The sequence below is a fragment of the Aeromicrobium sp. Root344 genome (genome assembly GCF_001425755.1).
In the GTDB taxonomy this organism is placed as follows: Bacteria; Actinomycetota; Actinomycetes; order Propionibacteriales; family Nocardioidaceae; genus Aeromicrobium.
Genome location: NZ_LMDH01000001.1, coordinates 3,056,557 through 3,077,125, shown reverse-complemented (window position 1 = coordinate 3,077,125; position 20,569 = coordinate 3,056,557). Strand labels below are relative to the sequence as shown.

22 protein-coding genes and 1 riboswitch are annotated in these 20,569 nt (G+C 68.0%); of the genes, 9 read left to right on the top strand and 13 right to left on the bottom strand.

The features are described 5' to 3' along the window. The first annotated feature begins 62 nt into the window (after positions 1 to 62). Both ASC61_RS15215 and ASC61_RS15210 read left to right on the top strand, forming a co-directional pair. A complete protein-coding gene (locus ASC61_RS15215) occupies positions 63 to 839 on the top strand; it encodes an alpha/beta hydrolase (protein ID WP_056213287.1) in 777 nt (258 codons plus the stop codon). Continuing rightward, positions 832 to 1,233, top strand: a complete 402-nt coding sequence (locus tag ASC61_RS15210) for a hypothetical protein (RefSeq protein ID WP_056213284.1) — start codon at positions 832 to 834, stop codon at positions 1,231 to 1,233. Before ASC61_RS15215 ends, ASC61_RS15210 begins: the two co-directional genes overlap by 8 nt. On the opposite strand, the gene ASC61_RS15205 is transcribed toward ASC61_RS15210, so the two are convergent. From ASC61_RS15205 to ASC61_RS15190, 4 genes are read right to left on the bottom strand one after another with little or no spacing between them, the layout of a single operon-like run. Then, positions 1,139 to 2,176 carry an ROK family glucokinase gene (locus ASC61_RS15205; RefSeq protein WP_056213283.1) on the bottom strand — a complete coding sequence of 346 codons (1,038 nt, stop codon included), beginning with the start codon at positions 2,174 to 2,176 and terminating at the stop codon, positions 1,139 to 1,141. The genes ASC61_RS15210 and ASC61_RS15205 overlap by 95 nt on opposite strands. Further along, positions 2,169 to 3,122: an ROK family glucokinase gene (locus ASC61_RS15200; RefSeq protein ID WP_056213281.1), complete on the bottom strand. Its 954-nt coding sequence runs from the start codon at positions 3,120 to 3,122 to the stop codon at positions 2,169 to 2,171. Before ASC61_RS15200 ends, ASC61_RS15205 begins: the two co-directional genes overlap by 8 nt. After that, complete coding sequence (locus ASC61_RS15195) at positions 3,119 to 3,400, bottom strand: hypothetical protein (protein WP_056213278.1); 282 nt, start codon at positions 3,398 to 3,400, stop codon at positions 3,119 to 3,121. Before ASC61_RS15195 ends, ASC61_RS15200 begins: the two co-directional genes overlap by 4 nt. Next, entirely contained in the window at positions 3,397 to 3,834 is a 438-nt protein-coding gene (locus tag ASC61_RS15190) for an SRPBCC family protein (RefSeq protein WP_056213277.1), read from the bottom strand. Before ASC61_RS15190 ends, ASC61_RS15195 begins: the two co-directional genes overlap by 4 nt. A gap of 133 nt (positions 3,835 to 3,967) precedes the next feature. Here ASC61_RS15190 and ASC61_RS15185 point away from each other — a divergent pair, with 133 nt between their 5' ends. After that, entirely contained in the window at positions 3,968 to 5,695 is a 1,728-nt protein-coding gene (locus ASC61_RS15185; RefSeq protein ID WP_235503567.1) for an AMP-dependent synthetase/ligase, read from the top strand. Here the strand turns inward: ASC61_RS15185 and ASC61_RS15180 are convergent. The 3 genes from ASC61_RS15180 to ASC61_RS15170 form a co-directional block, all read right to left on the bottom strand. Continuing rightward, complete coding sequence (locus ASC61_RS15180; RefSeq protein ID WP_056213275.1) at positions 5,662 to 6,909, bottom strand: basic secretory protein-like protein; 1,248 nt, start codon at positions 6,907 to 6,909, stop codon at positions 5,662 to 5,664. The genes ASC61_RS15185 and ASC61_RS15180 overlap by 34 nt on opposite strands. Beyond that, entirely contained in the window at positions 6,902 to 7,870 is a 969-nt protein-coding gene (locus tag ASC61_RS15175) for a C40 family peptidase (protein WP_157439516.1), read from the bottom strand. Before ASC61_RS15175 ends, ASC61_RS15180 begins: the two co-directional genes overlap by 8 nt. Before the next feature lie 8 nt (positions 7,871 to 7,878). Then, a riboswitch (cyclic di-AMP (ydaO/yuaA leader) is annotated at positions 7,879 to 8,053 on the bottom strand. Between the two features lie 75 nt (positions 8,054 to 8,128). Then, positions 8,129 to 8,362: a hypothetical protein gene (locus tag ASC61_RS15170; RefSeq protein ID WP_056213271.1), complete on the bottom strand. Its 234-nt coding sequence runs from the start codon at positions 8,360 to 8,362 to the stop codon at positions 8,129 to 8,131. A gap of 132 nt (positions 8,363 to 8,494) precedes the next feature. On the opposite strand from ASC61_RS15170, the gene ASC61_RS15165 reads away from it, so the two are divergent. Together ASC61_RS15165 and ASC61_RS15160 are read left to right on the top strand one after the other, a co-directional pair. Then, complete coding sequence (locus ASC61_RS15165; protein ID WP_056215769.1) at positions 8,495 to 10,198, top strand: DEDD exonuclease domain-containing protein; 1,704 nt, start codon at positions 8,495 to 8,497, stop codon at positions 10,196 to 10,198. A 10-nt stretch (positions 10,199 to 10,208) separates the two neighbouring features. Further along, positions 10,209 to 10,484, top strand: coding sequence for an Lrp/AsnC family transcriptional regulator (locus ASC61_RS15160; RefSeq protein ID WP_056215766.1), 276 nt, complete (start codon positions 10,209 to 10,211; stop codon positions 10,482 to 10,484). Here ASC61_RS15160 and trpD read toward each other — a convergent pair whose 3' ends face one another. Then, positions 10,485 to 11,525: an anthranilate phosphoribosyltransferase gene (gene trpD / locus ASC61_RS15155; protein ID WP_056215763.1), complete on the bottom strand. Its 1,041-nt coding sequence runs from the start codon at positions 11,523 to 11,525 to the stop codon at positions 10,485 to 10,487. Between the two features lie 4 nt (positions 11,526 to 11,529). After that, positions 11,530 to 11,934, bottom strand: a complete 405-nt coding sequence (locus tag ASC61_RS15150; RefSeq protein WP_056215760.1) for an Rv3143 family two-component system response regulator — start codon at positions 11,932 to 11,934, stop codon at positions 11,530 to 11,532. Between ASC61_RS15150 and ctaE the strand changes: the two genes are divergently transcribed. The 4 genes from ctaE to qcrB all read left to right on the top strand — a co-directional run bounded on the left by ctaE (position 11,923) and on the right by qcrB (position 16,252). Beyond that, on the top strand, positions 11,923 to 12,597 hold the full coding sequence (gene ctaE / locus ASC61_RS15145; RefSeq protein WP_442854212.1) for an aa3-type cytochrome oxidase subunit III: 675 nt from the start codon (positions 11,923 to 11,925) through the stop codon (positions 12,595 to 12,597). The genes ASC61_RS15150 and ctaE overlap by 12 nt on opposite strands. A gap of 72 nt (positions 12,598 to 12,669) precedes the next feature. Beyond that, the gene (gene qcrC, locus ASC61_RS15140) at positions 12,670 to 13,497 is read left to right on the top strand and encodes a cytochrome bc1 complex diheme cytochrome c subunit (RefSeq protein WP_082530695.1); all 828 of its coding nucleotides are present in this window, start codon (positions 12,670 to 12,672) and stop codon (positions 13,495 to 13,497) included. After that, positions 13,494 to 14,543: a cytochrome bc1 complex Rieske iron-sulfur subunit gene (gene qcrA / locus ASC61_RS15135; RefSeq protein WP_056213265.1), complete on the top strand. Its 1,050-nt coding sequence runs from the start codon at positions 13,494 to 13,496 to the stop codon at positions 14,541 to 14,543. The genes qcrC and qcrA overlap by 4 nt, the downstream gene beginning before the upstream one ends. Then, positions 14,540 to 16,252, top strand: coding sequence for a cytochrome bc1 complex cytochrome b subunit (qcrB, locus tag ASC61_RS15130; RefSeq protein ID WP_056213263.1), 1,713 nt, complete (start codon positions 14,540 to 14,542; stop codon positions 16,250 to 16,252). Before qcrA ends, qcrB begins: the two co-directional genes overlap by 4 nt. 70 nt (positions 16,253 to 16,322) lie before the next feature. Here qcrB and ASC61_RS15125 read toward each other — a convergent pair whose 3' ends face one another. The 4 genes from ASC61_RS15125 to ctaC form a co-directional block, all read right to left on the bottom strand. Next, a complete protein-coding gene (locus ASC61_RS15125; RefSeq protein ID WP_235503566.1) occupies positions 16,323 to 17,498 on the bottom strand; it encodes a L,D-transpeptidase in 1,176 nt (391 codons plus the stop codon). Between the two features lie 61 nt (positions 17,499 to 17,559). Continuing rightward, entirely contained in the window at positions 17,560 to 17,955 is a 396-nt protein-coding gene (locus tag ASC61_RS15120; protein ID WP_056213261.1) for a cytochrome c oxidase subunit 4, read from the bottom strand. A 3-nt stretch (positions 17,956 to 17,958) separates the two neighbouring features. Then, positions 17,959 to 19,722, bottom strand: coding sequence for an aa3-type cytochrome oxidase subunit I (gene ctaD / locus ASC61_RS15115; protein ID WP_056213259.1), 1,764 nt, complete (start codon positions 19,720 to 19,722; stop codon positions 17,959 to 17,961). Beyond that, entirely contained in the window at positions 19,722 to 20,537 is an 816-nt protein-coding gene (gene ctaC, locus ASC61_RS15110) for an aa3-type cytochrome oxidase subunit II (RefSeq protein ID WP_056213257.1), read from the bottom strand. Before ctaC ends, ctaD begins: the two co-directional genes overlap by 1 nt. Positions 20,538 to 20,569 lie beyond the last annotated feature (32 nt).

Below are 20,569 nucleotides of genomic sequence, written 5' to 3'. Positions count from 1 at the left end.
TGAACCGCGTCCCTTTCGCATGATGCGACCCGATCAGAACCACGATGAGGGAAGATGGACGCATGACCTCGACGACGTCCCCGACCGTGCTGCCCGGAGCCGAGCCGTTCTCCGCCGACGGCGGGCGCATCGGCGTCCTCCTGAGCCACGGCTTCACCGGCTCCCCCGCGTCCATGACGCCGTGGGGCAAGCAGCTCGCCGGCCTGGGCTACACGGTGCGGGTCCCGCGCCTCCCCGGTCACGGCACGACATGGCAGGAGCTCAACACGACGACGTGGGACCAGTGGTACGCCGAGGTCGACGCCGCCCTGACCGAGCTCCGCTCGCGCTGCGACCACGTCGTCGTCGCCGGCCTGTCGATGGGTGGTTGCCTCGCCCTGCGGCTCGCCGAGCAGCGGCCGGCCGACGTCGACGCCGTCGTGGTGGTCAACCCGGCGATCAACCTCGCCCGCTTCGACCTCAAGCTCCTGCCGGTGCTGAAGCGGCTGGCCCGCTCCCTGCCCGGCATCGGCAACGACATCAAGAAGCCGGGCCAGGACGAGATCGGCTACGTCCGCACGCCCCTCAAGGCGCTCGCGTCACAGCTCGTGATGTGGAAGGACGTCCGCACCCACCTCGACCAGGTGACGCAGCCGCTCCTGGTCTTCAAGTCCGACGAGGACCACGTCCTCGACCCGACGTCCGTCGAGCTGATCCGGGCGGGCGTGTCCTCCAAGATCCTCGACGTCGTGGCTCTCCCCGAGAGCTATCACGTCGCGACGATCGACAACGACGACCAGCTGATCTTCGATCGCACGGCGACGTTCATCGCCGAGCACGTCGGGACATTCGGTGACTGAGCGCGACGACTTCGACAAGATCGTCGAAGGACTCGACCTCGACCTCTCGTTCGTCGACGAGCCCCTCGAGCCGGTCGACGAGGCGTCAGAGCCGACCTGGACCCCCCGCACCGACGACGACGTCGAGGCAGAGGAACCCGAGGAGCCGTTCTACCGCAAGGTCGAACCGACCCCGCTGATCCCCCGGCGGCGCGGCATCATGCTGGCCTGGGCGGGCGTGCTGGGCGCACCGCTGTCGCTCGTGATCGCCACGTTGAGCGGCGTCTTCCTCGACCGGCCGATCGTGGCGGCCGCGTCGCTCACTTTCGTCGCGTGCGCGATCTACTTGATCTTGCAGTTGCCCGAACACGGGCCCTCGCGGAAGGATTGGCCGGACGACGGCGCCGTGCTGTGAGCCTGGCCATGTCGGCGGCGCCGATCAGACCGGCCTCCGGCCCCAGGTGCGCCCGCACGATCCGCGCTTCGGCCCGATAGCCGCGACCCGTCAACGTACGACTGAAGGCGGCTCGCGCCGGGTCGACCAGCAGCTCGCCGGCGTCGCTGACTCCGCCGCCGATCACGAACATCCCGGGGTCGAGCGCCGCGGCCAGGTTGGCGATGCCCACGCCCAGCCAGTCGCCGACCTCGGCGATCCACTCGACGGCCTCGTCGTTGCCGGCCTGCGCGTGCTTGGTGACGAGGTGACCTTCGATGGCCTTGACGTCTCCGCCGGCCTCCGCCAGCAGCGTCTTGCCGAAGTCGGTGCCTTCGGTGGCCGCCGCGCGGGCGCGACGAGTCAGGACCCGGCCGCTGGCGTACTGCTCCCAACAGCCCTGGTTGCCGCACTCGCACTGATTGCCGTTGGGCACGACCTGCATGTGGCCGAACTCGCCCGCGATGCCGAACTGGCCGCGATAGGGCTGGCCGTCGATGACGATCGCGCCGCCGATGCCGGTGCCGAGCGTGATGAGGACGAGGTCCGCCTCGTTCTGGGCGGCGCCGTAGCGCCACTCCGCCCAGCCGGCCGCGTTGGCGTCGTTGTCGACCAGCACGGGCAGGCCGGTGCGCCGGGCCACGGCATCGCGGAGCGGCTCGTGACGCCACGCGAGGTGCGGGGCGAACAGCACGGTTGACTGGGTCGCGTCGACGAAGCCGGCGGCGCCCACGCCGATCGCGCGGATGTGGTGCTCGCGACGGAACTCTTCGGTGATGTCGGCGATCGCATCGATGACCTCGAGGGGCTCGGTCGTCGGAGTCTCCCGCTTGAGCCGGGCCAGGATGTGGCCGTCCTCGTCGACGACGCCGGCGGCGATCTTGGTGCCGCCGATGTCGATCCCGACGGCGAGCTTGTCAGCCATGGTTGGGCTCGACTCGTGCGAGGTCGGCGGCGCCGATGATGCCGGCTTCGTTGCCCAGCGCCGCGAGCCGCAGTGCCGCCTCCGGACGATGGGCTCGAGCGGGGAGGTGGGCCTCGAAGGCCTCGACGACAGGTGTCATCAGCAGGTCGCCCGCGGCGCCCACGCCACCGCCGATCGCGATGACGCTGGGATCGAGGATCGTCGTGAGCACCGCGATGCCCTCACCCATCCAGCGGCCCAGCTCGGCGAGCAGCTCGATCGCCAGGGCGTCGCCCTGCTGCGCCAGCTTGGTGATGCCGGGGCCCGTGATCTTGGCCAGGTCGCCCCCACCGAGTGCGGCGATCGCCTCTGACCCCTCGTCCTCGTTCGCGACGCGTTCACGGGCATTGCGGACGAGGGCGCTGCCGCTCGCGTACTGCTCCCAGCAGCCGTGCTGTCCGCAGCCGCAGAGGATGCCGTTGGGGACGACGCGCATGTGGCCGATCTCGGCTGCGACGCCGAATCCTCCACGGAACAACCGGCCGCGGTGCACGATGCCACCACCGATGCCGGTGCCGATCGTCACGAGCAGCAGGTCGTCGGTGTCCTCGCCGGCGCCGAAGCTGAACTCGCCCCAGGCCGCGGCGTTGGCGTCGTTCTCGACGACGACGGGCAGGTCAACGAGGGCGCGTACGCGCTCACCGAGCGGTTCCTCGCGCCAGTCGATGTTGGGGGCGAAACGCACCGTCGAGCGGTCCTCACCGACGAAGCCGGCTGCGCCGATGCCGATGCCCGCAGCCTTCTCGTCGCCGACGAGGCGCTCCACCAGGTCGGCCACGACGGCCGGGATCTTGGTCGCGTCGTCCGGAGTCGGCTCGGAGACCGAGTCGAGGATCTTGCCGTCCTCCGACACCAGTCCCGTCGCGATCTTGGTTCCGCCGATGTCGACGCCAACGGCCAGTGTCATGTCTCGTCCCGAGGTGTCAGAGCAGTGTCGATGAGCTCGCGGAGCGAGCGGGTGAGCTGGGCAGCGGATTCGGCGACCTTCGCCAGGGCCTCCGGGTTGTCGCGGACGAATCCGGCGACCTGGCACACGGGGCACCAGGTGTTGGCGCACGCATGGGTCGCGGCGTCTTCCTCGGTGGCGGCGTGGGGCTGGGACGCCATGGCACGGAAGAGCTTGAACGCCTCCTCGGCGACCGAGCCCACCGGCTCGGAGGCCGCGCTGGAGCTGTGTTCGCTCACAGCGCCTCGACCTGTTTCTTCAACCCCTTGAGGGCGGTGTCGATGATGACCTTCTCGGCCTTGCGCTTGAGCATGCCGAGCAACGGGATCGAGACGTCGACCGCGAGCTGATAGGTGACGCGGGTGCTGGAGTCGTCGACCGGCTCGAGGACGTAGGCGCCATCCATCGACTTCAGCATCGAGCCCTTCTCGACGAGGCTCCAGGACACGGACTTGTTGCCGTCCCAGGTGTAGCCCAGGTCGTACTCGTCACGGATCGGGGTGGCGTCGAGGATGAAGTGCACCTGCTTGGCGCGCGCACCGTCGCCGGCGTCGACGACGTCGGCCGCCTTGACGCCCGTCGCCCACCCCGGATAGGACCCGAAGTCCGCGATCACGTCCATGATCGTGTCGGCTGGAGCATCGATGACGATGTCGCTCGTGGTTCGCGCCATCACCCCTCCTCGTCCGGCTCGAATATGTGTCCCCATGCTAGTGGTGTTGGTGCCGGGCGCCGCGCGCGGGAGGTCGCCGCCGGGGCGCCCACCGATTCCGTACGCCGCAGCGCGTGAGAGTAGCCTGCCGTACGTGACACAGGCGCATGCACCCGAACTGGGCAACCTCTCCGACGACATCCTCGACCGCCTTCCAGAGCACGCCGACGACGTCGCGCTGGCCCGGATGGTGGACGGCGAGTGGCAGGACGTCATCCTCGGTGACTTCCACCGCACGGTCGTCGCCGTCGCCAAGGGCCTCGTCGCCGCCGGCGTCGAGGCGGGTGATCGCGTGGCCCTGCTCTCCAAGACGCGCTACGAGTGGACCGTCGCCGACTACGCCATCTGGTGGATCGGTGCCGCGACCGTCCCCGTCTACGAGACCTCGTCCGCGGCGCAGATCGCATGGATTCTCTCGGACTCGGGTGCCGTCGCCGCGATCGTCGAGTCCGACGCCCACCTCGCCAGGGTCAAGGAGGCCGAGGCGCCTGACCTGCGTCACACCTGGGTGCTCGACAACGGCGCCATCGACGAGATCACGACGCACGGCGCCGACGTCAGTGACGCCGACGTCGAGGCCCGTCGGGCGGCGCTCACGAGCGACACGCTGGCGACGCTGATCTACACCTCCGGAACCACCGGTCGTCCCAAGGGCTGCAAGCTCACCCACGGCAGCTTCCGCTACGAGCTGGGCGCCGCGATCCCTGAGCTGCCCGAGCTGTTCGAACGCGAGGGCGCGTCGACGCTGCTGTTCCTGCCCCTCGCCCACGTCTTCGCCCGCATCATCCAGGTCGGCGCGATCCGCTCCGGCGCCAAGCTCGGCCACACCGCTGACGTCAAGGACCTCGTGACCCACCTCGGGTCCTTCCAGCCGACGTTCGTGCTCGCCGTGCCCCGCGTGTTCGAGAAGGTCTTCAACACCGCCAGCAGCAAGGCGTACGCCGACGGCAAGGGCAAGATCTTCGACCGGGCCGCACAGACCGCGATCACCTACAGCAAGGCGCTTGACAACGGGAAGGCCGGACTCGCTCTGCGTACGCGCCACGCGCTGTTCGACCGGCTGGTCTACGGCCGGCTCCGCGACGCGCTCGGCGGACGGGCCGAGTGGGCCATCTCCGGAGGCGCGCCGCTCGGCGACCGACTCGCGCACTTCTACCGCGGCATCGGCGTCACGGTCCTCGAGGGCTACGGCCTGACCGAGACGACCGCCGCCCTGTGCGTCAACACGCCGGACGACCAGCGCATCGGCACGGTCGGCCGTCCCCTTCCGGGCACTGAGGTGCGTGTCGGGCCGGACGGCGAGCTGAGCTTCCGCGGTCCGCAGGTCTTCACCGGCTACTGGCACAACGACGAGGCCACCACCGAGGCGCTCGACGCCGAGGGCTGGTTCGCGACCGGCGACCTCGGGGAGGTCGACACCGACGGCTACGTACGCATCACGGGCCGCAAGAAGGAGATCATCGTGACGGCGGGCGGCAAGAACGTCGCGCCGGCCGTGCTCGAGGACCGCGTGCGTGCCAACGCGTACGTCAGCCAGTGCCTCGTGGTCGGTGACGGCAAGCCCTTCGTCGCCGCGCTCGTCACGATCGACTCCGAGGCATGGACCGGCGACCTCGACGACCCGGCCCTGCGTGACGAGGTGCAGAAGGCGATCGATGACGCCAACTCACAGGTGTCGCAGGCCGAGTCGATCCGCAAGTTCGTGATCCTGCCCGAGGACTGGACCGAGGACAACGGCTATTTGACGCCGTCGTTCAAGGTCAAGCGCAACGCCGTGCTGCGCGACTTTCACGACACGGTCGAGGCGCTCTTCGCGAGGTAGTCCTGCCAGCGCCTGGTCAGCTGGTCGACCGTCAGGCCGAACGACGTCGACAGCGACGTGTCGAGCGGCGTTCCCGACATGACCGACTCGTAGAACTGCACGACGCGATCGTCGCCGTACGTCTGGCCGAGCATGCGGAAGATCATCCACGCCGACTCGTAGACGGCGCCGAGGCCGTGGCTCTCGGCACCGAAGTCCTTCGTCGTCGGGAGGTGCTTGGGCGTACGCCCCGCCTTGACCTCGGCCAGGATCTGGCCGGCGCTGATCGACAGCGATGCCGTGTCATCGTGCAGGGCGACGAAGTCGGCGAATCCCTCAACGACCCAGCTCTCGGCGCGCGTGCCGACAGCGTGGGTCAGCAGGTGCGTCGCCTCGTGCGTCAGCACGACCTGGGCGGCACGCCGATCCATCGTCGAGAACACCGCGGGGTTGAGCACGATAACGGTGTCGGCCGAGCTGCCGCCGCGACCGTCGAGCCGGGTCGTCACCGCAGCGATCTGGCGCACCTGCTCGACCGGCTGTCCCACGATCCGCGCCATCTGGCTCTGCGTGTGCGGTGAGACAACGGTGACATCGCCGCTGGTGCCGGGCACGACCCGGCCGACAGCCGATCTCGCCGTGGTCGTCATCGACTCCACCGGAAGCTCGGCATCTCCCCCGTCGACCTTGACGACGACGGATCCCGCGGTCCGCTCGACCGTGACGCCGCCGGCCAGCCACAGCGGCAGAGCCCCGTCCTTGGGCGTCGCGGAGACCAGCGAGAACCTGCCGTCCGCCTGCGGAGCCACCCGGAACGTCACGGACGAGGTGTGCACCGACGTGTCGCTGAGACCGATCTCGCCGCCGGCGCGCCAACTGACGTCGACCGCGGCCGACGCCGAGCCGTCCGCGTGATCGGCGACGTCACCACCGCTGACGTAGCGAAGCTCGACTGCTTCGGCGCCCAGAGCCGTGCGGGCGCGCCAGGCCTGGCGCGCGAACGCCCTGGCGGCCCCGGACGTACCGGCAGCCCTGACGAAGGCCGACTCGGAGCCGGCGTCGCTCAGGGCACGGAACTGGGCAGCGAGCCGTGACGTGGCGTCGGCCGGGATGCCGACGACAGCGTCGTCGGAACCCTGCCACGGCCGCTGCCAGAGCAGCAGCCCAGTGCCCAGAGCGATCAGGACCAGGACGGCGACCGCGTTGGGCCCCAGCCTTCGGGCTGGGTCAGCCAACCCGCCCGCCGACGCTGAAGCCGCTGAGGCTCGTGATCTCCACGCTCTTGCCCGGGCGCGGTGCGTGCACGACCCGGCCGCCCCCGAGGTACATGCCGATGTGGGACATGTCGCCGTATGCGACGAGGTCGCCGGGCTGCAGTGCGTTCATCGGGACACGCGTCGTGGCCGCCATCTGGGGGCCGACCACGCGAGGCAGCGAGACGCCGGCAGCGGCCCAGGCCTTCATGATGAGGCCCGAGCAGTCCCAGGAGTTGGGACCGGTGCCGCCGTAGACGTAGGGGTCGCCGAGCTGCGCGAGCGCGAAGTTGATGGCCGTCTTGGCCCGACCCGAGGCGTCGACCTCGGGCATCGTGGTGTCGCTGGCGTTGAACTGTGCCTGCTGCGCGGCGGTCAGGCGAGCGAGCTCGGCCTTGGCATCGGCGTACTGCTTGCGGATCTTGTCGCGCTTGGCGTCGGCGTCCTTGCGGGCGGCCGCGAGCTCGGCCTTGCGGTCCTGCAGCTGGGCGCGACGGTTCTGCAGCTCCTTGCTGGTCTCGCCGAACTTCTCGAGAGCGTCAGCGCGGGTGCTGTTGAGTGCCTGGACGGCGCCGAGACCAGCGAGGAACTCGTCGGGATCGCCGCTGCTGAGCAGGTTGACGCTTGGCCCGAGGGGCGCGTCCATCTGCTGCTGGGCGATCGCGGCGCCGAGGTCGGCCTTCTGCCGGTTGTAGTCGACGAGGTCACGGTTGATGTCACCGGTGATGTCGTCGATCTCGGACTGCGTCTGCTTGGCCTGGACATCGAGCTGGTTGACCTGCTCGTTCATGGCCTCGGCCTTGTGGAAGGCGGCCTCGACGTCCTTGGGGGTGACGGCGGGGTCGGCTCCGGCGGACGGGAGGACGAAAAGCCCTCCGATCACGGCGAGTGCCGCTGCTGCAGCGAATCCTTGACGACGTTGTGAGATAGCGGGCAAGCGCACGCAAGACTCCTATGTTGCCTCGACGCCTACCGGGTGAGCTGACGGGTTCGGGCCAAGGTCTGCCCTACGGTCCGTGCCAGTCCTGTGACAGACCAGTCCGTTCCGATTCACCCCACACACATGGGTCCCCGGTTCGCCTCAGACATCTTCCCCATGACTGTGGCAATTCGGCGGTGCGCCCGACGCCGCCCGGGGGGGACGGCGTTCACCGGTCACACAAGCCACCACTGTAGGGGGCGGATGAGGTCAGTTCAACTCTCAACCAGCTTGTGTCTCGGGGCCCGTGACGGGCGTCACAAGCCGGAGAGGCGGCGTCAGGCCGGCATCGGCGAGCACTCCGAGGGCCGCCATCTCCTCGGCATCGATCTCGATCCCTGCCGGGGGCGCGCCGAGCAGCACCGTGACGATGCAGTCGCCGCATGCACTGGGGCTGCGTACGAGACACCGGTCGCAATCGACGACCACGGAGTCGGTGGGGGAAATCTCAGTCATGCCTGCACCTCCTGCTGGTGACAAACGCCCCGCCGTTCGGGACATCTACGACGCTAGGAGCCGGTCCGGACAAAAACGCCGCGCGTTGCAGGATCCGCGAGTCTGTCGGCACCCCCACCTACGGTGAACCACATGGAGGTAGTTCAAGGTTCATTCGACGAGCTCGGACGGCCGCTGGCCGACACCACGTTCTGCGTCGTCGACCTCGAGACGACCGGCGGCTCGGCCGCCAAGGGTTCCAAGATCACCGAGGTCGGCGCGGTCAAGATCCGTGGTGGCGAGGTTGTCGGCGAGTTCCAGAGCCTGGTCAATCCCGACGAGCTGATCCCCGCCTACATCACGGTCCTGACCGGCATCACCAACCAGATGGTCATCGGTGCGCCGCGCATCGCCGAGGTACTGCCGAGCTTCCTGGAGTTCGCCCGCGGCAGCGTGCTGGTGGCCCACAACGCCCCGTTCGACGTCGGCTTCCTCAAGCACTTCAGCCGTGAGCTCGGCATCCCGTGGCCGGGCTTCGAGACCCTCGACACGGCGACCCTCGCGAGACGGGTCCTGACGCGCGAGGAGGTGCCCAACTGCAAGCTCGCGACGTTGGCGGCCAAGTTCCACGCCACGACGACGCCCAACCACCGCGCCCTCTCCGACGCGCGAGCCACCGTCGACGTCCTGCACGGGCTGTTCGAGCGCCTCGGTCCGCTGGGCGTCACGACGCTCGAGGAGGTGTCGACCTACACCGCCAAGGTCAAGCCCGAGCAGCGACGCAAGCGGCATCTCGCCGAGCACCTGCCCGACGCGCCAGGGGTCTATCTCTTCCGCGACGCCCGCGACGAGATCCTCTACGTCGGCACGTCCCGCAACCTGCGCGTCCGCACCCGGTCCTACTTCACCAAGGCCGAGACCCGCACCCGCATGGGTGAGATGGTCATGCTCGCCCAGCGCATCGAGGGCATCGTCTGCGCGACGGCGCTCGAGGCACAGGTCCGCGAGCTGCGCCTCATCGGCAGGCACCGGCCGCCCTACAACCGGAGGTCCCGCTTCCCCGAACGGCTCAGCTGGCTCAAGCTGACGCGCGAACCTTGGCCGCGGCTGTCGATCGTCCGCAAGATCCTCGACGACGACGCCGACTACATCGGGCCGTTCCGCGGCCGGGCGGCAGCCGAGGGCGCGCTCACGGCCCTGCACGACTCGTTCCGCATCCGCCAGTGCACGACCAAGCTCGCCAAGAAGTCCCGCATCTCGCCATGTGCTCTCGCCGAGATGGGGCACTGCCTGTCCCCCTGCGACGGCTCGGTCGACCTCGAGACCTACTCCGCCGAGGTCTCCCACGTGCGCAAGGCCATGACCGGAGATCCCGAGGATCTCGTCACCGCGATCCGCGCCCGCATGCTCGACCTCGCGCGCACCGAGCGGTTCGAGGACGCGGCGATCTGGCGCGACCGCCTCACGGGGTTCCTCCGGGCCGTGGCACGCACCCAACGCCTGCGAGAGCTGACCGCCACCGAGGAGCTCGTCGCCGCGTCACCGCATCCCGAGGGCTGGGAGATCCATGTCATTCGATTCGGCCGGCTGGCTGCCGCGGGGGTCATGCCCCGCGGCACGCACCCGATCGGCTGGGTCGACGCGCTCCTGGCCACGGCCGAGTCGGTCGAGCCCGGCTTCGGACCGATCCCGGCGGCCACCGCCGAGGAGACCGAGACCCTGTTGCGCTGGCTCGCCTCCCCCGGCCTCCGGATGGTGCGCGGCTCGTGGCACACCCCCTTGGGTGGCGCCGCCCGGCACCTCTCGCCGTTCGAGGACGCCAGCGCGTCGTGGCAAGGGCTCCAGCGGCCGGGATAGTGTGCAGAGCGTGATCACCGCAATCGTCTTCATCCAGGCCGAGGTCTCGCGGCTGTCCGAGATCGCCGAGCAGATCGCCGACATCGACGGCGTCAGCGAGGTCTACTCCGTCACCGGCGACCTCGACCTGCTGGCGATGGTCCGCGTGCGTCAGGTCGACGACGTCTCGTCGGTGGTCGCCGACCAGCTCAACAAGGTCGACGGCGTGCTGTCGACCCAGACCCAGATCGCGTTCCAGACGTTCAGCCAGCACGACCTCGAGGAAGCCTTCTCCATCGGGCTCTAGTCAGACCAGCGTCTGCGTCGTCCTCGCCCAGTTCTCCAGCACCTTCGCGGCGGCGCCGGTGTCGATCGACTCCCTCGCCCGCTCGATGCCCGCCCGCAGCCTGGTCTCCAGATCGCCCGTCGCGGCCTCGTGCGCCGCGATCGCGGCGCCGGCGTTGAGCAGCACCGCCGTGCGTACGGCCGACTGCTCGCCGCCCAGCACGCGTTCGAAGACCTTGGCATTGAACGCCGGGTCTCCGCCGGTCAGCTCGGACACCGGCGCGTAGTCCAAGCCCAGCGCGCGAGGGTCGATCACGTCCTCGGTGACCTCGCCCGTGGCGCCGTCGGCGATCCACACGCGCGACGTCGTGCTCGTGGTGATCTCGTCGAGCCCGTCGTCGCCGCGGAACACGAAGGCATCGGCGCCGCGCGCGCCCAGGACACCGGCCATGATCGGCCCCATGCGGGCATCAGCCACCCCGACGGCCGAGGCCGCCGGCTTGGCCGGGTTGACCAACGGGCCGAGGAAGTTGAACGTCGTCGGGATGCCGAGCTCGCGTCGCGGCACCGCCGTGAAGCGGTAGGACGCGTGGAACACCGGTGCGAAGCAGAACGTGATCCCGACGGAGTCGAGCACCTCACCCAGACGGGTCGGCGGCACGTCCAGACGTACGCCGAGCTCCTCGAGCACGTCAGCGGCGCCGCTCGCGCTGGACGCCGCGCGGTTGCCGTGCTTGACCACCGGGACACCCGCGCCCGCGATGATGACCGCCGACATCGTCGAGATGTTGACGGTCTTGGCGAGGTCACCGCCGGTGCCGACGATGTCGACCACCCGCCCCTCGACCGAGAACGGCACTGCGTGGCGGTACATCGCGTCGACGAGGCCCTGCACCTCGGCGAGGGTCTCGCCCTTGGCGCGCAGGGCGACGGCGAATCCCGCGATCTGCGCGGGGGTCGCGTTGCCGGAGAGGATCTCCTCCATCGCCCAGGTCGCCGAGGCGGCGTCGAGGTCCTGCCTGGCCACGAGCGCGGAGAGCACCTCAGGCCATGTCGTCGACATGAGGTCAGCCGGGTTGGAGCACACCGCGGGCCAGGTCGATGACGACCTCGGCCAGGCGGATCGGCTCGATCGGGTGGGGCACCGCTGCCTCGGCGCGCGACCAGGTGGCGAGCCAGGCGTCCTGCGGACGTCCGGTGAGGACCAGCACGGGTGGCGCCTGGTAGATCTCGTCCTTCATCTGGCGGGCGATGCCCAGGCCACCGGCGGGCACGGCCTCGCCGTCGAGGATCACCAGGTCGATCTTGCCCTCGTCGAGGTGCTGGAAGACGACCGGCTCGGTCGCGCACTCCACGTACTCGAAGGGCGGGAGGTCCGGATGCGGGCGAGCTCCGAGGGCTGCCAGCACGGCAGCGCGGACGTCACGATCGTCGCTGTAGACCAGGACACGTAGGGGCTTGTGCTCGCTCACGGGTCGATCGTACATAATGATCGCGTGGCGACTACATCCGTGATTCCTGCTTCCCGACTCCATGGCCAGGAAGGCCGTCCGTCGATGGTGACGGTGGGGACCATCGTGTGGCTCTCCAGCGAGCTCATGTTCTTCGCCGGCCTGTTCGCGGCCTACTTCACGATCCGCAACATCTCCCCCAACCTGTGGAGCCAGGAGACGGCCAAGCTCGACGTCCCGTTCGCCGCGGTCAACACCACGATCCTCGTGCTGTCGTCGGTCGCCTGCCAGTTCGGCGTGTTCGCCGCCGAGCGCGGCAAGCCGGGACGCAGCGGCAAGCTCTCCCAGATCAAGCTGTGGGGCATGCGTGAGTGGTTCGTCCTCACCTACCTCATGGGCGCGATCTTCATCGCCGGCCAGGCCACGGAGTACGCCAACCTGGTCACCGAGCACGTCACGATCTCCAGCTCGCCCTACGGCAGCATGTTCTACCTCGCCACCGGGTTCCACGGACTTCACGTCGTCGGCGGCCTCATCGCGTTCCTGCTGGTCATCGGCCGTACGTTCGCGGCCCGCAAGTTCACGCACGAGCAGGCGATCTCGGCGATCGTCGTGTCCTACTACTGGCACTTCGTGGACGTGGTGTGGGTCGGGCTGTTCGCCACGATCTACCTCATCAAATAAGGCTCCCCTCACTGCATGTCGGGTCACCGCCCGAAGGTATTCTCAGCAGCACTTCAAGGAATGAGGTTCTCGGTGCGGAAACTGTCCACCAGACGCCGGCATCCACTTGCCGGCATCGTCGTTCTGCTCTTGGCGCTCGGCGTTGTCGGAGGGGTCTACTCAGCTGTCAGGTTCCAGCCCGCGAGTGCCGCCGAGACCGCATCCCAGAATGATGTCGACGCCGGTCGCAAGCTGTTCCTCGTCGGCTGCGCCAGCTGCCACGGCAAGAACGCCAGCGGCATCGAGACCAAGCGCGGCGGCAACTACGGGCCGTCCCTGATCGGCGTCGGCGCTGCCGCCGTCGACTTCCAGGTCGGCACCGGTCGTATGCCCATGGCCCAGTCGGCACCCCAGGCTCCGGCCAAGGACCCCGAGTACACCGCCGAGGAGACCAAGCAGCTCGCTGCCTACATCGCCACGCTGGGCGCCGGACCGGCCATCCCGGACGACGAGTACACCGACATCTCCGGCAAGACGATCGAGCAGATCCGCGAGGGTGGCGAGTTCTTCCGCACCAACTGCACGGCCTGCCACAACTCGGTCGGCGCCGGTGGCGCCCTGCCCGGCGGCAAGTACGCCCCCAAGCTCGACGGGGTCAGCGCCAAGCACATCGCCGAGGCCATGATGACCGGCCCGCAGCAGATGCCGGTGTTCTCCGACGACGTCATCACGCCTGAGGACAAGAGCAACATCATCGCCTACATCAAGCAGGTGCAGAACCAGCCCAACTACGGCGGCGTCGCCGGTGGCGGCCTCGGACCGGTGTCCGAAGGACTCATCACCTGGCTCGTCGGCATCGGCGGCCTGTTGATCGCGGCCGTCTGGATCGGTGCGCACGGAGCGAGAGTGAAGAAGAAATGAGCGACGAGCTGGATCAGCTGACCGACGCCGAGCCGGTCAAGGACCCGGGACTGCCGGCGCACCAGCACCGGCCGACCGACGTCGACCCGGCGCAGGAGCTGCGCGCCGAGCGACAGATCACCGGCATGTTCACCCTGGCATCGCTGCTGCTGATCGGCTTCTGCGTCGCCTACGTCGCGATCGACAAGGACCAGACGTTCCTGGGCTGGTCGGCCATGAACTTCACGCTCGGCGCGACCCTCGGTGGCGCGCTGCTGCTGATGGGCGTCGGGATCATCCAGTGGGCCAAGAAGCTCATGGGCGACGACGAGATGGTCGAGCTGCGCCACCCCGCTGCCTCGACCGCCGAGGATCGCGCTGCGACCCTCGAGGACCTCAATGCCGGCATCAACGAGTCGGGCTTCGGCCGCCGCCCGCTGATCCGCCGATCGCTGTTCCTCTCGATGAGCTTCCTGGCGCTGCCCACGGTGATCATGCTGCGCGACATGGGTCCGCTGCCCTACGGCCACAAGAACACCGTGTGGAAGAAGGGCATGCGCGTCGTCAACGACGTCGCCGGCACGCCGATCAAGCCGTCCGACCTCCAGGTCGGCCAGCTCGTCAACGCCGAGCCCGCGATCATGTACGAGAAGGACAAGGACGGCGAAGCGGTGCTCCACGGCACCGAGCTGCTGCAGGAGAAGTCCAAGGCCGCCGTCATCGTCGTGCGCATGAAGCCCGAGGCCATCACGCCCGCCAAGGGCCGTGAGAACTGGGGCATCGACGGCATCCTCTGCTACTCCAAGATCTGCACCCACGTGGGTTGCCCGATCAGCCTGTGGGAGCAGCAGACGCATCACCTGCTGTGCCCGTGCCACCAGTCGACGTTCGACCTGGCCGACAACGGCAAGGTCGTCTTCGGGCCGGCACACCGTCCGCTCCCCCAGCTGCCGCTGGCACTCGACTCCGAGGGCTATCTCATCGCGGTGAGCGACTTCCCGGAGGTCGTCGGTCCCAGCTACCCAGAGCTGGCCCGTGACCAGAAGAGGTTGGATGATAAGTCATGAGCACCGTCGACGAGCACACCAACATCGAGGACACCGCGTTCGGCAAGAAGGCGGCCGGCCCGGTCGGATGGCTGGATGACCGTCTCGGCCTCGCGGGCGCCAGCAAGCGGTCGCACCTGCTCCGCAAGGTCTTCCCCGAGCACTGGTCGTTCATGCTCGGCGAGATCGCCCTGTGGAGCTTTGTCGTCCTGCTCCTGACCGGGACGTTCCTGACGTTCTGGTTCCAGCCGAGCATGGCCGAGACGACCTACAACGGCTCCTACACGCCGCTCAACGGTCTCGAGATGTCCCACGCGTACGCGTCGACGCTCGACATCTCCTTCGACGTCCGTGGCGGCCTGCTCATCCGGCAGATCCACCACTGGGCGGCCGCGCTGTTCGTCGCGGCCATGATCGTGCACATGTTGCGCGTCATGTTCACCGGCGCCTATCGCAAGCCGCGCGAGATCAACTGGCTCATCGGCATCGGCCTGATGGTCCTCGGCCTGGTCGAGGGCTTCGCGGGCTACTCGCTGCCCGACGACCTGCTGTCGGGCACCGGTCTCCGCTTCGTCGACGGCCTGCTGAGGTCGATCCCGATCGTGGGGTCCTATCTCGAGTACTTCATCTTCGGCGGGGAGTTCCCGGGCGACGTGATCATCCCGCGTCTCTACATGGTGCACATCCTGCTGATCCCGGCGCTGCTGCTCGCGCTCATCGGGGCGCACATGATCCTGCTCGTCTACCACAAGCACACGCAGTGGGGCGGTCCCGGACGCACCGAGAAGAACGTCGTCGGCTACCCGATGCTCCCGGTCTACGCAGCCAAGGCCGGCGGGTTCTTCTTCGTCGTGTTCGGTTTCACCGCCCTGATGGGCGCCGTGCTGCAGATCAACCCGATCTGGGCCTACGGCCCCTACAACCCCTCAGAGGTCACCGCGGGCTCGCAGCCTGACTGGTACATGGGCTTCGTCGAGGGCGCGGTGCGCATCATGCCCAACTGGGAGAGCACGTTCTTCAACTACACCTGGAGCTGGAACGTCTTCATCCCCGCGGCGATCCTGCCGGGCCTCTTCCTCGGCGTCGGCGCTGCCTGGCCGTTCGTCGAGCAGTGGATCACGGGCGACAAGCGCGAGCACCACCTGCTCGAGCGCCCGCGCAACGCGCCGTTCCGCACGGCGTTCATCGTCGCCGCGATGACGGCGTACGGTGTGCTCTGGATCGGTGGCGGCAACGACATCATCGCGACCAAGTTCCACCTGAGTCTCAACGCGATCACGTGGTTCTGCCGCATCGGGCTGTTCGTCCTGCCGGTCGTGACCTTCATGATCACCAAGCGGATCTGCATCGGTCTGCAGCGGGCCGACGCCAACCGCATCCTGCACGGCTACGAGACCGGCGTCATCGAGCGGTCGCCTGACGGCGGCTTCACCGAGCGTCACGCTCCCCTGCCGGTCGGTTCGCAGTACTCGCTGACCAACCACGACCGGTTGCCCGTGCTGGAGGCTCCTCCGGAGACCGACCACAACGGTGTCGCTGCGCCGCACAGCCGCATGGCCAAGCTGCGCGCCAAGGCCCGGGAGATCTACTACGACGGCTCGGTCGACAAGCCCACCGTCGAGGATGTCCACCATGCCGAGGAGCACCTCCGCGATCATGACGGTCACCCCGTCGAGCTCGGCGACGAGTTCCAGGGTGTGTCCGAGACCGGTGTCCCCCGGGTGCACTGACCCGCACGTACGACCGAGAGCCCCCGTCAGCGATGCTGGCGGGGGCTTCGTCGTTGGCCGGGGCGGGCGGTCAGGCCCGGTGGAGCGCAGAGCCCCTGAGCCAGGCCGACCAGGAGACGTTCCAGTCGGTCCAGCCGTTGCGGGCCTCGAGCGGCCGCGGGCTGTGGATGTAGCGCACGACGTCGCCGCGGCGCGAGTGGTGGTAGAGCCAGCTCGCGTTGGCCGTGCTCATGCCGGTGCAGCCATGGCTCACGTTGGCCCGGCCCTGCGACCCGACGGACCAGGGCGCAGCGTGGAGGAACTCCCCCGAGTTGGTGAGCCGCATCGCCCACCGCACGTCCGAGATGTTGTAGTAGCCGGGATCCTCGGAGTCGACGCCCGTCGTGGCAGCGTCCATGTCGATCGAGGAGAACTTCTCCATGATGACCTTGGTGCCTTCGCGGGTGCGGTGCGCGTTGTCGCCCGTCGACACCGGGATGGTCTTGTCGACCTTGCCGTCGACCGTGTACTTCAGCTGGTGCTTCGCGACGTCGACGATGCTGACCCGCTTGCTGCCGGTGCGGAAGTCGATGAGCTGGTCCTGCTGGCCATAGATGCCAGCACCAGCGGGCAGGCCATTGAGCCGCAGGTTGATCGTGATCTTGGCGTGAGCCGGCCAGAAGGTCCGCGGACGGAAGTGCGCCTCGCGGTCGGAGAACCAGGTCCAGGACCCCTCGACCGCGGGAGTCGACCTGACACTCATGTTGCGCTCGAAGAGTGCACGATTCCTGACGGGCACGTCGAACGTCACGATGACGGGCATGCCGACCCCGACTGTCTCGCCCTGGAGGGGTGCCACCGACGGATAGGTCTGCTGGGCGAGCGTCAGGGACTGGGTCGTGAAGTGCCGGATGATGCGCTTGGGCTTGCCGTCCTCGCCGGTGCCCTTGACCTGCAGCGTGTAGGCCGTGCCGGGCTCGAGCCGCTCGCTCGCCAGCCACGAGTCCCCGGCGACCCGACCCTTGACCGTGGACTTGCCGTCGTCGCTGGCCAGGGCCGCGCTCGTGATGGATCCGTGTGCCGCCTTGACCGCGACGATCGTGTCGACCCGGACGCCGGTCGCCTTCTGTGCGACGTTGGCCGACAGCGTGATCGGATCCTTGGGCTTGTCAGGCGTGACGGCGTCCTTGACCCCGTCGGCGGTGCAGGCGGACAGACTCACAAGAGCCGCGCACACGAGCGCGGCCGGCAGACGAAGATCCCTCACCAGGACATTCTAGATGGTGCCCGCTCAGCATCTCGGACGCGCGGCGCCCCGGCAGCACGCGTCAGTGTGCGTGGATGCCGCGGTAGTACTCGAAGATCCAGCCGATCGCAGCGACCGACAGCAGGCCAGCGCCGATGATGAACAGCCACCAACCGATGACGACGCCGAGGACGACGATCGCGAGGGCAGAGGCGCAGAACAGCGGCCACCAGCTGTAGGGCGGGAAGAAGCCCTGCTCGCCGGCGCCGTCGGCGACCTCGCCGTCGCTGCGGTCCTCAGGCCGGTCGGGGATCTGCTTGGCCACCACGCCGAGGTAGAAGCCCAGCAGCGCGGTCAGCAGGAACGTCATGGTCAGTGCTGACGTGCCGGTGTAGTCGTGCGTGAGAACCCAGTAGACGGGCGCGACGATCGCGAAGAAGATCCCGCACGCGATGATGGTCCAGTACTCGGCCTTCATGGATCAGTGACCGTCCTTGCCGTCGGTGTCGTCTTGTGCCGCCTGCGCCTTGCCGTCGACATCGGGTGCGTCGGCGATCGGTGAGGTCTCCCCCGGGTTCTCCAACAGCTCCAGGCGTGCGATCTCGGGGTGATGCAGGTCGAACGCCGGGCTCTCGGAGCGGATGCGCGGCAGCGAGGTGAAGTTGTGACGCGGCGGAGGCGATGACGTGGCCCACTCGAGTGAGCGGCCCCAGCCCCACGGGTCGTCGAGCCCGACGAGCGGGCCCTTGCGCGACTTCCACACGTTGTAGAAGAACGGCAGGGTCGATGCGCCCAGCAGGAACGCGCCGATCGACGAGATCTCGTTGAGCGTCGTGAAGCCATCGGTCGGGCTGTAGTCGGCGTAGCGGCGGGGGAAGCCCTCGACGCCGAGCCAGTGCTGCACCAGGAACGTCATGTGGAACCCGATGAACAGCAGCCAGAAGTGGATCTTGCCGAGCTTCTCGTCGAGCATGCGGCCCGTGAGCTTGGGCCACCAGAAGTAGAAGCCGGCGAACATCGCGAACACCACGGTGCCGAAGACGACGTAGTGGAAGTGCGCGACGACGAAGTAGCTGTCGGACAGCTGGAAGTCGAGCGTCGGCGAGGCCAGGATGACGCCGGTCAAGCCACCGAAGAGGAACGTCGTGAGGAATCCGAGCGAGAAGATCAGCGGGGTGTCGAAGGACAGAGATCCCCCCCACAACGTGCCGATCCAGTTGAAGAACTTGACTCCGGTCGGCACCGCGATCAGGAACGTCATGAACGAGAAGAACGCCAGGTCGACCGAACCGGTCACGAACATGTGGTGCGCCCAGACCGCGACAGACAGGGCTGCGATCATCAGGGTCGCGCCGACCAGGCCCATGTAGCCGAAGATCGGCTTGCGGGAGAAGACCGGCAGGATTTCGGTGATGATGCCGAAGAACGGCAACGCGATGATGTAGACCTCTGGATGCCCGAAGAACCAGAACAGGTGCTGCCACAGGATCGGTCCACCGTTGGCGGCGTCGAAGACGTGCGCGCCGAGGCGGCGGTCCGCCTCGAGCGACAGCAGTGCCGCGGCGAAGATCGGGAACGCGATGATGACGAGCAGGCTCGTGACGAGCGTGTTCCACACGAAGATCGGCATGCGGAACATCGTGAGTCCGGGTGCGCGCATCGTGAAGATCGTCGTGATGAAGTTGACCGCGCCAAGGATCGTGCCGAGGCCCGACATCCACAGGCCCATCACCCAGAGGTCACCACCGATGCCTGGCGAGTTGACCGCATCGCTCAAGGGCGCATAGGCGAACCAGCCGAAGCTCGCCGCACCACCGGGCACGAAGAAGCCGGAAACGACGATCGTCGAGCCGAACAGGTAAAGCCAGTAGCTGAACATGTTGAGGCGCGGGAACGCGACGTCGGGGGCACCGATCTGCAGCGGCATGATGGCATTGCCGAAGCCGAAGAACAGCGGCGTCGCGAACATCAGCAGCATGATCGTGCCGTGCATCGTGAAGAGCTGGTTGTAGGTCTCTTCGTCGACGATCTGGGTGCCGGGCTGGGCGAGCTCGGCGCGGATCAGCAGCGCAAGGATGCCGCCGATGATGAAGAACGCGAACGACGTGAAGAGGTACATGTTGCCGATCACCTTGTGATCGGTCGTGGTGAGGACCGTGACGACCTTCTGGCCGAGGGTGCGCTCGTGCGTTCCAGCGCGAAGCGCCTCGGAACCGTCGTCGAATGCTGCTGTCGTGGTGGCCATCAGCCTTCTCCGCTCTCGTTCAGGCCCGCGATCGTGTGCGCTTCCTCTGCGCCCTTGGGCGCGCCTGTCTGGCCGGCCTCGTCGAGCTTGACCAGGTGTGCTTCGTAGTCGGCCTTGGACACCACGTGGACCTTGAAGATCATGCGCGAGTGGTAGAGGCCGCAGAGCTCGGCGCAGCGTCCGGTGAACACGCCTTCGCGGGTGGGTGTCATGTCGAACGTGTTGATCTTGCCGGGCACGACGTCCATCTTGAAGTAGAACTCGGGGACCCAGAAGGAGTGGATGACGTCGGGAGACACGAGGTTGAACCGCACGGACTCGTCGACCGGGAGCCACAGCTCGGTGGGCTCCTCGGGCGTGCCGATGTCGAAGACGTCCTTGCCCTGGGTCGCGCTCTCGTCGAGGTAGTTGAACGCCCACTGCCACTTGCTGCCGACGACCTCGACGGTGTGGTCGGGGTTCTTGACCTTCTCGAGCATCTCGTTCTGGGACGTGACGGTGTGGAAGAAGAAGACCGCCACGATGATGACGGGCGCGAACGTGTAGAGCGCCTCGATCGGGAGGTTGTAGCGGATCTGGACCGGGACCTCGTCGTCGCTGCGGCGGCGGTAGCGGATCATCGAGTAGACGATCAGGCCGAAGACCAGCAGGAACACGACAAGGACGGCGATCCAGGCGCCGAGCCAGACGTCCCACATGGTGCGCGAGCGGTCGCTCGCCTCCACGGGCAACGCAAGGCGCTTGACGTCGGAATCATCGACGGGGGAACAACCGCTCAAGACCACGGCGGCGACGGCGAGAACCGCCAGCTTCATCCGACCCACGGGGCGCCTTTCTGAACCATGAC

Excerpts from the sequence above, each read along its gene's own strand:
- ASC61_RS15200 (WP_056213281.1), bottom strand. The coding sequence starts at position 3,122 with ATGACACTGGCCGTTGGCGTCGACATCGGCGGAACCAAGATCGCGACG.
- ASC61_RS15215 (WP_056213287.1), top strand. The coding sequence starts at position 63 with ATGACCTCGACGACGTCCCCGACCGTGCTGCCCGGAGCCGAGCCGTTC.
- qcrA (WP_056213265.1), top strand. The coding sequence starts at position 13,494 with ATGAGCGACGAGCTGGATCAGCTGACCGACGCCGAGCCGGTCAAGGAC.
- ctaC (WP_056213257.1), bottom strand. The coding sequence starts at position 20,537 with ATGAAGCTGGCGGTTCTCGCCGTCGCCGCCGTGGTCTTGAGCGGTTGT.
- ASC61_RS15165 (WP_056215769.1), top strand. The coding sequence starts at position 8,495 with ATGGAGGTAGTTCAAGGTTCATTCGACGAGCTCGGACGGCCGCTGGCC.
- ctaD (WP_056213259.1), bottom strand. The coding sequence starts at position 19,722 with ATGGCCACCACGACAGCAGCATTCGACGACGGTTCCGAGGCGCTTCGC.
- ASC61_RS15170 (WP_056213271.1), bottom strand. The coding sequence starts at position 8,362 with ATGACTGAGATTTCCCCCACCGACTCCGTGGTCGTCGATTGCGACCGG.
- ASC61_RS15190 (WP_056213277.1), bottom strand. The coding sequence starts at position 3,834 with ATGGCGCGAACCACGAGCGACATCGTCATCGATGCTCCAGCCGACACG.
- trpD (WP_056215763.1), bottom strand. The coding sequence starts at position 11,525 with ATGTCGACGACATGGCCTGAGGTGCTCTCCGCGCTCGTGGCCAGGCAG.
- ASC61_RS15205 (WP_056213283.1), bottom strand. The coding sequence starts at position 2,176 with ATGGCTGACAAGCTCGCCGTCGGGATCGACATCGGCGGCACCAAGATC.
- qcrB (WP_056213263.1), top strand. The coding sequence starts at position 14,540 with ATGAGCACCGTCGACGAGCACACCAACATCGAGGACACCGCGTTCGGC.
- ASC61_RS15120 (WP_056213261.1), bottom strand. The coding sequence starts at position 17,955 with ATGAAGGCCGAGTACTGGACCATCATCGCGTGCGGGATCTTCTTCGCG.